9 protein-coding genes are annotated in these 13,521 nt (G+C 44.8%); 7 read left to right on the top strand and 2 right to left on the bottom strand.

Annotation, left to right across the window (positions count from 1 at the left end; all coding sequences use genetic code 11):
• The first annotated feature begins 163 nt into the window (after positions 1-163).
• The 7 genes from acnB to AACT19_RS10675 all read left to right on the top strand — a co-directional run bounded on the left by acnB (position 164) and on the right by AACT19_RS10675 (position 9,454).
• On the top strand, positions 164-2,752 hold the full coding sequence (gene acnB / locus AACT19_RS10645) for a bifunctional aconitate hydratase 2/2-methylisocitrate dehydratase (RefSeq protein WP_026012369.1): 2,589 nt from the start codon (positions 164-166) through the stop codon (positions 2,750-2,752).
• A gap of 269 nt (positions 2,753-3,021) precedes the next feature.
• On the top strand, positions 3,022-3,390 hold the full coding sequence (locus AACT19_RS10650) for a YacL family protein (protein ID WP_017088701.1): 369 nt from the start codon (positions 3,022-3,024) through the stop codon (positions 3,388-3,390).
• Positions 3,391-3,648: 258 nt separating this feature from the next.
• A complete protein-coding gene (gene glnK, locus AACT19_RS10655; RefSeq protein WP_004738200.1) occupies positions 3,649-3,987 on the top strand; it encodes a P-II family nitrogen regulator in 339 nt (112 codons plus the stop codon).
• A gap of 27 nt (positions 3,988-4,014) precedes the next feature.
• A complete protein-coding gene (locus AACT19_RS10660; protein ID WP_017088370.1) occupies positions 4,015-5,244 on the top strand; it encodes an ammonium transporter in 1,230 nt (409 codons plus the stop codon).
• Between the two features lie 297 nt (positions 5,245-5,541).
• A complete protein-coding gene (locus tag AACT19_RS10665) occupies positions 5,542-6,555 on the top strand; it encodes a Fe(3+) ABC transporter substrate-binding protein (RefSeq protein WP_017084266.1) in 1,014 nt (337 codons plus the stop codon).
• Between the two features lie 245 nt (positions 6,556-6,800).
• Complete coding sequence (locus AACT19_RS10670) at positions 6,801-8,426, top strand: ABC transporter permease (RefSeq protein WP_076646249.1); 1,626 nt, start codon at positions 6,801-6,803, stop codon at positions 8,424-8,426.
• Positions 8,426-9,454: an ABC transporter ATP-binding protein gene (locus AACT19_RS10675; RefSeq protein ID WP_076646250.1), complete on the top strand. Its 1,029-nt coding sequence runs from the start codon at positions 8,426-8,428 to the stop codon at positions 9,452-9,454. Before AACT19_RS10670 ends, AACT19_RS10675 begins: the two co-directional genes overlap by 1 nt.
• 152 nt (positions 9,455-9,606) lie before the next feature.
• On the opposite strand, the gene AACT19_RS10680 is transcribed toward AACT19_RS10675, so the two are convergent.
• Both AACT19_RS10680 and AACT19_RS10685 read right to left on the bottom strand, forming a co-directional pair.
• A complete protein-coding gene (locus AACT19_RS10680; RefSeq protein ID WP_076646252.1) occupies positions 9,607-11,019 on the bottom strand; it encodes a phosphoglucomutase/phosphomannomutase family protein in 1,413 nt (470 codons plus the stop codon).
• 74 nt (positions 11,020-11,093) lie between these two features.
• Entirely contained in the window at positions 11,094-13,499 is a 2,406-nt protein-coding gene (locus AACT19_RS10685) for a GH36-type glycosyl hydrolase domain-containing protein (protein WP_076646254.1), read from the bottom strand.
• Positions 13,500-13,521 lie beyond the last annotated feature (22 nt).

The raw sequence follows: 13,521 nt of genomic DNA on the forward strand, positions 1-13,521 counted from the left end.
TGCTATTCTGTCGCCCACAGTTTGGCCTCTATGACGCCGCTCATCAATACAAATTGAATGACAAAAATGGCAATGGAGAGCCAAGTTTCCAAGGATGTTCACTTCTTTATTTTACTAACAATTATGAAGGTAAGAAGTGAACCGCAATGAGAGGAAAAAAGTCGTGCTTGAAGCCTACCGTAAACACGTCGAAGAACGTGCTGCCGAGGGAGTTGTTCCAAAACCACTAGATGCTGAGCAGGTAGCTGGCCTAGTTGAACTTCTGAAGAATCCACCTCAAGGTGAAGAAGAAATCATTCTTGACCTACTAGAAAACCGCATTCCACCGGGTGTAGATGAAGCTGCTTATGTAAAAGCGGGCTTTCTTACGGCTATCACTAAAGGTGAAGTGACATCTCCACTAGTAAGCAAAGCAAAAGCTGCACAACTGCTTGGCACTATGCAAGGCGGTTACAACATCGAATCTCTAGTATCTCTACTAGATGACGCTGAACTTGCTCCAATCGCTGTTAAAGCCCTGTCTCATACTCTACTGATGTTCGATGCGTTCTACGACGTAGAAGAGAAAGCGAAAGCAGGTAATGCTTCAGCACAACAAGTGCTTCAATCTTGGGCTGATGCTGAATGGTTTACAGCTAAAGACAAAGTAGCGGAAAAAATTACCGTTAAAGTATTTAAAGTCACTGGTGAAACGAACACCGATGACCTATCTCCAGCGCCTGATGCATGGTCACGTCCTGATATCCCAGTACACGCGAAAGCGATGCTGAAAATGGAACGTGATGGCATTACTCCTGACGAACAGGGTAATGTTGGTCCAATCAAACAGATTGAAGAAATGCAAAAAGACGGCATTCAACTGGCTTACGTTGGTGATGTTGTTGGCACAGGTTCTTCACGTAAATCGGCAACGAACTCAGTGCTTTGGTTTATGGGCGAAGATATCCCATTCGTACCAAACAAGCGTACTGGCGGTGTTTGTCTTGGTGGTAAAATTGCACCAATCTTCTACAACACAATGGAAGATTCAGGCGCACTACCCATTGAACTGAACGTACAAGACATGAACATGGGCGATATCATTGATATCTACCCGTACGAAGGTGTTGTTCATAAGAACGGTTCTGTGATTTCAAACTTTGAACTAGGCAAAGTTTTGCTAGACGAAGTTCGTGCTGGTGGCCGTATTCCACTGATCATTGGTCGTGGCCTAACAGGCCGTGCTCGTGATGCTCTAGGCCTAGCTGAAACAGACCTGTTTGCTAAACCAATCGATCCATTAGCTTCTGATAAAGGCTATACGCTAGCTCAGAAAATGGTAGGTAAAGCGTGTGGTGTTGAAGGTGTACGTGCTGGTCAGTACTGTGAACCTAAAATGACGACAGTGGGTTCTCAAGATACTACGGGTCCTATGACTCGTGATGAACTTAAAGATCTGGCGTGTCTTGGTTTCTCAGCAGACCTTGTAATGCAGTCTTTCTGTCACACATCTGCATACCCTAAACCGGTTGATGTAAACACTCACCATACACTGCCTGATTTCATCATGAACCGTGCAGGTGTTTCACTTCGTCCGGGTGATGGTGTTATCCACTCATGGTTAAACCGTATGCTTCTTCCTGATACTGTAGGTACAGGTGGTGACTCGCATACTCGTTTCCCTCTTGGTATTTCATTCCCTGCGGGTTCTGGCTTGGTCGCATTTGCGGCGGCAACAGGCGTTATGCCTCTTGATATGCCTGAATCTATCTTGGTTCGCTTTAAAGGTGAAATGCAACCGGGTATCACACTACGTGACCTAGTACATGCCATTCCACTTTACGGTATCAAGCAAGGTCTACTAACTGTTGAGAAAGCAGGTAAGATCAACGAATTCTCTGGTCGTGTACTAGAAATTGAAGGCGTTGAACACCTGTCTGTAGAGCAAGCATTTGAGCTTTCTGATGCATCTGCTGAGCGTTCAGCTGCAGGTTGTACTGTTAAGCTATCTCAAGAGTCTATCGATGAGTACCTGAACTCGAATATCGTTATGCTTAAGTGGATGATTGCTGAAGGTTACGGTGATGTTCGTACGATTGAGCGTCGTATTACGGCAATGGAAGAGTGGGTAGCGAATCCTGAGTTGCTATCTGCTGATTCAGATGCGGAATACGCGCATGTTATCGAGATTGATCTTGCTGATATTGACCAACCAATCCTATGTGCGCCAAACGATCCAGATGATGCTCGTCTTCTTTCTGATGTTCAAGGGACAGAGATTCAAGAAGTGTTCATCGGTTCTTGTATGACCAACATTGGTCACTTCCGCGCTGCAGGTAAGATGTTAGAAGAGTTTAACGGCTCACTAAATACTCGCCTATGGGTTGCTCCGCCAACGAAGATGGATAAAGACCAACTGACAGAAGAAGGCTACTACGGCATCTTCGGTCGTGCTGGGGTACGTATCGAAACTCCTGGCTGTTCACTATGTATGGGTAACCAAGCTCGTGTTGCTGATGCTTCGACGGTTATGTCGACGTCAACGCGTAACTTCCCGAACCGTTTGGGTAATGGTGCGAACGTTTACCTAGCTTCTGCTGAGCTTTCTGCTGTTGGTGCGATTCTTGGTCGTATTCCAACGAAAGAAGAGTACTTAGAGTACGCAGAGAAGATCAATGCAACCGCTGCTGATACATACCGTTACCTGAACTTCCATAAAATGGGTCAGTACACGGAAAAAGCAGACACAGTTATCTTCCAAGAGCCTGCATAAGCGCTTTATAGATAATCAGTCAGTCGCTACTGCATTGCAGTAACGTACTCGCTGCTAATACAACGCCTTCTCTATACGAGAGGGCGTTTTTGTTTGTGCGCGTTGTTAGTGGGCTTGTTCTTGGTGATTTGTTCTTGCTGATTTTTTATTGGTGGTTTAGTGCAGCATTAAACACACTCGATCTCTCGTAGACTTAGCTATATACTCTCGCCTCATTTTTGCTACACCCTCTTTATTGAATCCTCTTTTTATTAGAGCTTTGGAGCCTTATGGAATTCGAATTTACTAGAAACACTCTAATGGGTGAATACTATGTGAAATGCAGCATGGGTCATGAAATTGTTGGCCGCTGGCTTCAAGAAGAGATCGGGAAAGATAAGCAGAAATTGGATCACGTGATGGCGTTGATTGAACAATCTCGACAGGATCTGAGTAATGAAGTGACGCTGCTTGGCAAAGAGATCAGCCTTGCTATCAATGAAGATGACGTAACGATTCAGGAAAACGTGTTAGCGCATGAGCAAGAGATGGAAGAGGGCAGTGAATTTGACTTCTATAACTGTGAAAGCCAAGCAAGCTGTGGAATCGATGATTTCGAGCGACTTATCGAACGCTGGATGGACTTTTTAGGCTATTAAGGTCTAACTTTCTACTCGCTAGTTAGCCCCTATTCTTAAGTCACTCAGAGCTTTGAAGGCTCCGTTGCCCAAAACTGGAGCAACAATAGTGCAACGCATTAAGATAGTGAAAAGGCCGCACCATATTGGTGCGGCCTTTTTCGTTATTACGAACTTATTATCTTCATGTTGTTTAAAATCAATGATTTAACTTTTTGGCACGCTACTTGGATTGTAATAAGAGAATTAACGGATTAAGTAAGAATTTAAGGAACGAATATGAAATTAATAAATGCCATTGTTAAGCCATTCAAATTAGACGATGTACGCGAAGCGCTCTCTGATGTGGGTATTGAAGGTATGACTGTTTCTGAAGTGAAAGGCTTTGGTCGTCAGAAGGGACACACTGAATTGTATCGTGGTGCGGAGTACCAAGTGGACTTCCTACCAAAAGTGAAGCTAGAGATTGCTACCCAAGCTGAAAACGTTGACCGAGTTGTTGAAGCGATTAGCCAAGCAGCACATACCGGAAAAATCGGTGATGGCAAAATTTTTGTGTATGACCTAAGCCAAGCCGTACGTATTCGTACTGGTGAAATGGATGCTGAAGCACTTTAAAGAATTACAAGGACTGGAGACTTTAATATGGAACTTACGACAACAGTAATGGAACTACGTTACGCACTAGACACTTTTTTCTTCCTCATTTCAGGTGCGTTGGTTATGTGGATGGCAGCAGGCTTCGCAATGCTTGAAGCTGGCCTAGTTCGTTCAAAGAACACAACAGAAATTTTAACTAAGAACATCTGTTTATACGCTATTGCTTGTACGACTTTCTTAGTGGTTGGCTACAACATTATGTACGTAGATAACGGTGAAGGTGGTTGGTTACCTTCATTTGGTACTTTAATTGGTACTCAAGGTGAAGGCGCAGACCATTCACTAGAATCTGACTTCTTCTTCCAAGTTGTGTTCGTTGCAACGGCAATGTCGGTCGTTTCGGGCGCAGTGGCTGAGCGTATGAAGCTTTGGTCATTCCTTATCTTCTCTGTGGTTCTAACAGCGTTTATTTACCCAATGGAAGGTTACTGGACTTGGGGTGGTGGCTTCCTATCAGAAGCAGGCTTCAGTGATTTTGCAGGTTCAGGTATCGTGCATATGGCTGGTGCTTCGGCTGCGCTTGCTGGCGTATTGTTACTCGGTGCTCGTCGAGGTAAATACGGTAAAAATGGTGAAATCTACCCAATCCCTGGTTCAAACATGCCGTTAGCAACATTAGGTACGTTCATCTTATGGTTTGGTTGGTTCGGCTTCAACGGCGGTTCTCAGCTAATGGTTTCAGACTTTGAAAACGCGACAGCGGTTGGCCAGATCTTCCTTAACACCAACGCAGCAGCAGCAGCTGGCGCAATCGCAGCATTACTAGTATGTAAAACAACTTGGGGTAAAGCAGACTTAACAATGATTCTTAACGGTGCGTTAGCTGGCCTAGTCGCAATCACTGCAGACCCTCTATCACCATCACCTTTATTTTCTGTAGCGATTGGTTCGGTATCTGGTGCCTTGGTTGTATTCAGCATCATTGCTTTAGATAAAGTGAAGATTGATGATCCAGTGGGTGCTATCTCAGTACACGGTGTATGTGGCTTCTTCGGTCTAATGGCTGTGCCTCTAAGCAACGCGGATGCAACGTTTGGTGCTCAACTATTGGGTGCAGCAGTAATCTTTGCATGGGTATTCGGAGCTAGCCTAGCGGTATGGGCAGTGCTTAAAGCAACAATTGGTATCCGTGTAACCGAAGATGAAGAACTAGAAGGTATGGACATGCACGATTGTGGTGTTGGCGCTTATCCTGAATTTGTATCAGTAAAGTAATCAAAGCATAAAGCTTAATGTAGACAAAGAGTAAGCTAGTTTAAGAAACCCCATAACCATTGGTTATGGGGTTTCTTGTTATCTATGTCTAAGCAACAATGATCTCTCAAGAGAGAGTGAGCGAGTATTTTGAATAGGAGATGACATGAATATCCCCTGAAATACATTGTTACAAAAGTGCGAGCTTGATGGTGCTGAGTAGACGAATTTTTTGTCGGACATCATTGTAATTATGTTACTGATGAATATAATAACGCAACTGATATAGATTATCATTTCGATATAAAGGATTTTACAATGAAAAAACTGCTAACACTTTCAGCTCTAGCGTGTAGTGTGATTGCCCCGACAGCAATGGCTGCGGAAGAAGTGAACGTATACTCTTACCGTCAACCTTTCCTAGTTGAGCCTATGTTCAAGGAATTCACGAAAGAGACTGGCATTAAAGTAAACGTTAAGTTTGCTAAAAAAGGTTTAGCAGAGAAGTTAGCTCAAGAGGGTGAATACAGCCCAGCTGACGTTGTATTAACTGTCGATATCAGTCGTTTATCTGAACTAACTAAACAAGGTCTAGTTCAGTCTGTTGAAAGTGATGTACTTGAAAAGAACATCCCTGCTCAGTACCAAGATACTGCTAACGAGTGGTTTGCTCTAACAACTCGTACGCGTAGCGTTTATTCTTCACGTGACCGTGTTGGTCGTCTAGGCGAAGAGTTCACTTACGAAGATCTAACTAAGCCTGAATTTAAAGGCAAAATCTGTACTCGTAGCGGTAAGCACCCGTACAATGTTTCTCTAGTATCTTCGATGATCGCTCACAAAGGTGAAGCTGAAACGAAAGAGTGGCTAGAAGGCGTGAAAGCAAACCTAGCACGTAAGCCTCAAGGTAACGATCGCGCACAAGTTAAAGCGATTAAAGAAGGTCTATGTGATGTTGCTCTTGGCAACAGCTACTACCTAGGTAAGATGGTTAACGATAAAGAGCAAAAAGCTTGGGCTGACGCTGTTTACATTAACTTCCCTAACCAGGAAACAACGGGTACTCACGTAAACATCTCTGGTATGGCAATGGCTAAATACTCTCCAAATGAAGAGAATGCCGTTAAGCTAATGGAATTCCTATCTGGTAACACAGCGCAAAGCATGTACGCAGAAGTAAACTACGAGTACCCAGTGAAAGCAGACGTTAAACCTTCTGAGCTTGTTGCTTCATGGGGTGAATTCAAAGCTGATACAATTTCTCTAGACCAGATCGCTGACCACCACGCAGCAGCAATCAAGTTATTAGATGAAGTTAAGTTCGATCTTTAATTTATTACTGTAGGCTTCGGCCCAAGTAAAATGACAACCTCAAGTCGCCATTTCCGGTCACTTGGGGTTGTTTGTTTTTGGAAAATCACTTTTTGATACAAAGCTCGTCGTTGATCCCTTGAGTTATTAGCATCTCACCTTGAAGTCGTTACAGTATATGGGTATAAATAACCCCACCATTAAAAGGATATGAGATGTATTTGCAAATGCATTTGTGTTTCATTAAGCCTCGTTGTAGTTAGGCGATGAAAGAAAAGAATTATTTATGGAACACCAGTAGCGGCATTATTGCAGTATTGCTGGTTTTACCGATCTTAGCGATTTTTACGACGGCTGTTGGAGAAACAGATGAGCTATTTTCTCATCTGATGTCCACAGTGATGCCCACCTATGCTTACAATACGGTGGTTTTAGTCATAGGAACCATGTTCCTGTCTTTAGTTTTTGGTATTCCGTCTGCTTGGATTATGGCTATGTGCCGTGTGCCGGGTGAGCGTGTTTTACAGTGGGCACTGGTACTGCCATTAGCTATGCCAGGCTATATTGTCGGGTATATCTTTACCGATTGGTTCGACTTTGCAGGCCCTGTTCAAGTGCTACTGCGAGATCTGACTGGATGGGGACCCGGTGAGTATTGGTTCCCGGATATTAGAACGTTATCGGGTGCTATTATTGTTCTGTCCCTCGTTCTTTACCCGTATGTTTACTTGTTGTGCCGCGCGGCATTTATGGAGCAAAACGTCTCCTTATTGCAATCCGCTCGGTTGCTAAAATGCTCACCTTGGGAAAGCTTTCGTCGTATCTCTTTACCGCTTGTTCGTCCTTCTATGGCGGTAGGTCTATCGCTTGTCGCAATGGAAACCATCGGTGACTTTGGTACCGTGAGTTACTTTGCAGTCAACACCTTAACGACAGCGGTTTACGATACCTGGTTAGGTTACTCGAGTTTAACGGCTGCAGCGAAAATATCGGCAATTATGCTGGTGATCGTGATCCTACTGTTGAGTTCAGAGCGCTATAGCCGTCGTAAACAGAAACTGTTCCAGAATCAATTCAGCAGTAGTGAAGACTTTCGCTACGACCTGTCCGGTTGGAAAAAGTGGTTGGCACTGTTCTGGTGTTGGGGATTAGTGTGCGTTGCATTCTTGTTCCCTCTCGGTCAGTTGATGATCTATGCCTACAAATACTTTGCGCAAAGTTGGACGCCTGAATTCAGAGAGTATGCGGTTAACAGCCTTTATGTGTCAGTAGTCGCGGCGATTATTGGCGTTACCATTGCGATGATTGTGAATTTTAATCAGCGTGTTAGCCCAGGTAAGAAAAATCAGGCTTACATGCGTATTGCTTCGATGGGCTATGCCGTTCCAGGCACCGTGTTAGCGATTGGCGTGATGGTACCTGTTTTGTTTATGGATCACTTGGTCAATGACATCGCTAAAGTGATGGAGTGGGGACGACCTGGTTTGATCTTCTCTGGTTCCATGTTTGCGCTTATCTTTGCAATGGTCGTGCGTTTTTCTGCAGTGGCGATCGGCAGTATCGAAAGTAGCTTGAGTAAAGTATCTCCTTCATTGGATATGGCTTCTAAAACCATGGGTTGTAATACCAACCAGATGTTACGTCGTGTCCATTTGCCTTTGATTAAACGCGGCGCGTTGATCGCAGGTTTACTGGTGTTTATCGAATCAATGAAAGAGCTAAATGCGGCATTGCTGTTACGTCCTTTCAACTTCGAAACATTGGCGACCTATGTTTATAACTATGCCTCAGATGAGCACCTAGAGTTGGCGGCAATGCCTGCTGTATTATTGGTGTTGGTGGGTTTAATTCCTCTGATCATCGTTAACCGTTCTTTGGAGCAGAAACACTAATGAGTTGTGCATTATCAATTAAAGATCTGACTTGCAAATATGAGTCGCAAACCATCTTGGAATCGCTCTCGTTAGAAGTTGAGCATGGTGAAATTGTTTGTCTTCTTGGTGCCAGTGGCTGCGGAAAAACGACTTTGCTTAAGGCGGTTGCAGGGCTGCTTCCATTAAGTAGCGGAATCATGAGCTTGAACTGTCAAACCATTGATGATGGTGATAATTGGTTGCCACCAGAGCAACGAAACATCGGTATGATTTTCCAAGATTACGCTCTGTTTCCGCACCTAACGGTAAACCAGAATGTCGATTTTGGCCTTAAAGATCTCTCTGAACAGCAAAAGAAAGAGAAAGTCCAAGAGATGTTGGAGCTGGTTCATTTAGATGAATTCGGTGACCGATACCCACATCAACTTTCTGGTGGTCAACAGCAGCGCGTAGCGATTGCTCGTTCTTTAGCATACAAGCCAGATTTATTGTTATTGGATGAACCTTTCTCAAATATCGATACTCAGGTTCGCCATGAGTTGATCTCTCAGATTCGTAAAATATTTAAGAAGCAGGGTGTGACGGCTATTTTTGTGACTCACAGTCGTGAAGAGGCGTTCGCGTTTGCAGATAAGATGGCAGTAATGAACCATGGTGTGATTGAACAGTATGGTTCGGCATCGGAGCTTTATTTCCACCCTTCGAGTAAGTTTGTTGCAGACTTTTTGGGCGGCGGCAGTTACCTCAATGCACAGCGTATTTCAGAGCTGGAGTTTGAAACCAGCTTGGGTGTGGTTGAAGCTAAACCACAAACGGAGATTGAATTTGGCAGTGCGTGTGAGCTTCTTTTAAGACCACAGCATATCCAAGCTAGTTACGAACAAGACAGTGCTATTTCAGTACTAGAGCAGCAATTTATGGGCGATCACTGCCGTTATGTTATTGAAGCACATGGTCAAAAGTTATTGGCAACCTCGTCAGAAGCGCTTGAAGTTGGTATGCCGGTTAACGTAAAAGTGGATACCAAAGGCGTATTGGCGTTCTAATTAGGTACAACTCATAGTACCGCTAATTCTCGATGAACCATAAAAAAGCCCAGCACTTTAATCGAAAGTACTGGGCAAAAGCTCTTCATCTATAGGGGTTAACAAGGCAGTGATTTGTTAAGTCCCATACAAGACTGCTGCGCTCTATAAGCCTATAGAGAGAGGAAGTCTTTCACTTTTTGAAGAACATGTTCTGCAGTGTCTTTATCTTCCATTTCTGCGAAGATTCGTAGCAATGGCTCAGTTCCTGAGAAACGAGCAATCACCCAGCCGCCATTCTTGAAGTACACCTTGGCACCATCTTCATAGCTGACTTTTTCAATTTCGTATTCAAATTCAGGCAGTTGTTTTTCGACGTAGATCTTGGTGTAGAGCGCTTCCTTCTCTGAAGGTTTAAACTTGCAATCGCCTTCCGCCGTATACGCATAGCCATACTTAGAGTAAATCTCATCAAGCAGCTCAGACAGCTTCTTGCCTGTCACACTGATCATCTCAACCAGTAAGCTCGATGCGAACACGCCATCCTTACCTTTGATGTGACCTCGAATGGTTAAACCGCCCGAGCTTTCACCGCCAATTAGTGAATCATCGGCTTCCATTTGAGAGCTGATATGCTTAAAGCCTACAGGAACCTCAAAGCTCTTCTCACCATGACCTGCCGCTACTTTGTCGAGCAGATGTGTGGTGGCGATGTTACGCACGACAGAGCCTTTCCAGCCTTTGTATTCCAATAAGTAGTAGTAAAGAAGCAGTAACACTTCGTTAGGGTGAATGAAGTGACCTTTCTCATCGATGATGCCTAAACGGTCGGCGTCGCCATCGGTACCAATACCAATGTCATAGCCTTCTGCTGCTACCAAATGCTTCAAGCGATACAGCGTAGCTGCATTAGGAGATGGCATGAGACCACCGAAATCTGGGTTCTTACCATCGTTGATCACGTCGACATCACAGCGAGCGCTGATTAACACGGTTTGCAGTGCGTTTTTCGCCACGCCAAACATTGGGTCAATCAGTACACGTAGGTTCGCTTTCTTAATCGATTCGATATCAATAGCGTTGATAATCGAGTCAACAAAGGCGTTCATTGGGTTGATGATCTCGATTTCTTTGTCGTTTAATGCTTGTTCAAAATCGACTCGGATAACGTCTTCGTTGGTCAGTGTTGCGATTTGCTGTTCAATCTTCTCTGTGATGATCTCATCAGCATCACGGCCACCTTCAATGAAAACCTTGATTCCGTTGTAATCAGCAGGGTTGTGAGAAGCGGTAATACAGGCTGAGTAGACACACCCCATCTCTTTCGCTTGGAACATCACGATAGGAGTAGGAACGAACTTGTCGATAAAGCTCACTTTGATGTTGTTGGCGGCCAATACTTCAGCAAACCAGCACGCGGCTTTATCTGAAAGGAAGCGGCGGTCATAGCCGATAACGAAGCCATTTTTCGCTGCATCTTCATTATTGATGATGTTAGAGAGTGCTTGTGCCACTAAGCGGACGTTTTCTCTGGTGAACTCTTCACCAATAAAGGCGCGCCAGCCGCCAGTACCAAATTTAATCATTAGAAAATCCTTTTAGTCTCACTATCTCAAGCCAGTAAAAACTTGAGATAGGAGCTGTTCATCAAATTAAGTGATTAGCCGAGTACAACGATAACTTCGTTTACGCTGCCTTCTGCTTGTACTGGGATTGCGCCTTCAATCTGCTCACCGTTAATAGTGATAGAGGCAACACCTTTGCTTACTGAATTCGGGTTTTGAACTTTGATGTTGTAAGTCGCACCGCGCCATTGACGAGTTACCTCGAATTCTGGCCAATCAGTTGGGATACAAGGATCGACGGTTAAACCTTCAAAGCCTGTGCGAACACCAAGAATGAAGTTGGTTACCGCAAAGTAAGCCCAACCCGACGTACCTGTTAACCAAGGGTGGTTTGCACGGCCGTGGTCTTGGTGGTCTTTACCCATGATGAATTGCACGTACGAGTATGGTTCTGCGTAGCGCGTTTCAATCATGTCGTTTTGGTTGTATGGGTTTAGTGCGTCGTAGAATTTCATCGCACGGTCACCACGGCCTAGCTTCGCTTCGGCTACCCAAGCCCATGGGTTCGGGTGAGAGAAGATAGCGCCGTTCTCTTTAACGCCTTGGTAAACGCGAGTCACAAAGCCAATATCGTCATTTGGTGTAGCAAATGATGGAGAGTTTAGGTGTAAGCCGTATTCAGAGAATAAGTTCTCATCAACTGCGTCCATCGCTTTCTCGCCACGTTCTTGAGATACCGCACCAGATAGAACCGCTAGCGTGTTTGACTCAAGGTGAACTCGACCTTCAGTTTGTTGTGCGGTACCAATCTTATCGCCATTTTTAGTCAGACCACGGATGTACCAGCCACCCTCGTCATCCCAAAGGTGTGTTTCACACGCTTCACGAACGTTAGCGGCCATTTCAGTGTATTTAGCAACGTCAGCATCGTTATTGCGGAACTTCGCAAGGTCTAAAAATTCTTGTAGAGCCCAGAAGTGTAGGAATGAAACCATTGAAGACTCACCGCCACCTAGGTTCAAACAGTCATTCCAGTCTGCGCGAAGACCCTTACAGATACCCGTTTGACCAACGTATTCTGCAGAGAAGTTCAGTGCGGCTTTCATGTGTTCGTAAACGGTCGCTTCGCCGCCGTCTGCGTATGGAATCACTTCGTCAAAGAAATCGTGTTCACCCGTTTCCATCACGTACTTGATGATAGTTGGTACGATCCACAAGTGATCATCAGAACAGGTATCGTCAATGCCGTGGATCTTGTCGTCGTCTGAAGGCGTTGGAACAACCGTTGGTGATTTTGAAGGCTCAACGTCTGCTTTCTCTGGATCGAACCAGTCAGGATCGAACAAGTGTAGACCGTAGCCCGCTTTCACTTGGCCACGAAGCAGATCGATAATACGTTTCTTGGTCATTTGTGGGTTGGCATGAGGTACTGAGATCGCGTCTTGCGCAGTATCACGGTAACCAAGGCCAGTACGACCACCGACTTCAATGAAGGATGCAAAGCGCGACCAAACTACACAGGTTTCCGCTTGGTAAAGCGTCCACGTGTTGATCATGGTGTCTAAGCCTTCGTTTGGAGACTTAACTTGGAACTTGTTGCAACGCTCGTCCCAGTGAGCTTTGATGCCTTGGAAAGCGGCATCGACGTTGGCTGTGTCTTGGTACTTCTCGCGTAGGCGTTCACCGTTGCCTTTACCGATACCTAATACATACGCAAAGCGAACTTCTTCACCCGGTTGAATCGTAAATTGCTTGTGCAGAGAACCACAATGGTTGTAACAGGTTTGAGCGCTGTTAGAACACTCGCCATTTTCAACCGCAATTGGGTTCGCTTCATCTCGGTACATGCCAAGGAAGTTGTCACGTTGGCCATCATAGCTGTCTGGCGAGAAGGTAGATGCTAGGTAGTAGAAGCCTTCAAAGTCGTTGGTGTTGTAGTACAAGTCGTATTCCAGAACACCTTCTTGGTAAGACGTGCCCGCAGAGTACAAGGACATCTGATGGTTCTGGTTGTCTGATTGAATGTGGCTGAAAGAGAACTCAACGAACGAGAATGTGCTGATGGTTCTTGGTTTGTCAGTGTTGTTCTTCAGTACGACATCCCAAACTTCAGCATCTTCTCCCTTAGGAACGAATAGCGTTTTAGTTGCCGTAATACCGCTGTATTCACATTTGAACTTTGAGTATGACAGACCATGACGAACTTCGTAGTTCGCTTCATCTAGGCTTTTTGCCACTGGCTGCCAAGAGATAGACCAGTAATCACCCGTCTCATCATCACGCAGGTAAACATAGTGCCCTGGTCGGTCGAATGTGCCGTTCGGACGGAACTTAGTAACACGGTTGTATTCCGGAGAATTGTAGAACGAGTAACCGCCCGCATTGTGCGAAATTACGGTACAAAACTTTTCAGTACCTAGGTAGTTGGTCCAAGGTGCTGGTACATCAGGGCGAGTGATGACGTATTCGCGATTGTCGTTATCGAAATAGCCGTATTTCATTGTCATTTCCTTTTTAACAAAC

Source organism: Vibrio sp. 10N.222.47.A9, from assembly GCF_963872585.1.
In the GTDB taxonomy this organism is placed as follows: Bacteria; Pseudomonadota; Gammaproteobacteria; order Enterobacterales; family Vibrionaceae; genus Vibrio; species Vibrio splendidus.

Coding starts and splice junctions, on each gene's coding strand:
- AACT19_RS10650 (WP_017088701.1), top strand. CDS start 3,022: ATGGAATTCGAATTTACTAGAAACACTCTAATGGGTGAATACTATGTG.
- glnK (WP_004738200.1), top strand. CDS start 3,649: ATGAAATTAATAAATGCCATTGTTAAGCCATTCAAATTAGACGATGTA.
- AACT19_RS10660 (WP_017088370.1), top strand. CDS start 4,015: ATGGAACTTACGACAACAGTAATGGAACTACGTTACGCACTAGACACT.
- AACT19_RS10665 (WP_017084266.1), top strand. CDS start 5,542: ATGAAAAAACTGCTAACACTTTCAGCTCTAGCGTGTAGTGTGATTGCC.
- AACT19_RS10670 (WP_076646249.1), top strand. CDS start 6,801: ATGAAAGAAAAGAATTATTTATGGAACACCAGTAGCGGCATTATTGCA.
- AACT19_RS10675 (WP_076646250.1), top strand. CDS start 8,426: ATGAGTTGTGCATTATCAATTAAAGATCTGACTTGCAAATATGAGTCG.
- AACT19_RS10680 (WP_076646252.1), bottom strand. CDS start 11,019: ATGATTAAATTTGGTACTGGCGGCTGGCGCGCCTTTATTGGTGAAGAG.
- AACT19_RS10685 (WP_076646254.1), bottom strand. CDS start 13,499: ATGAAATACGGCTATTTCGATAACGACAATCGCGAATACGTCATCACT.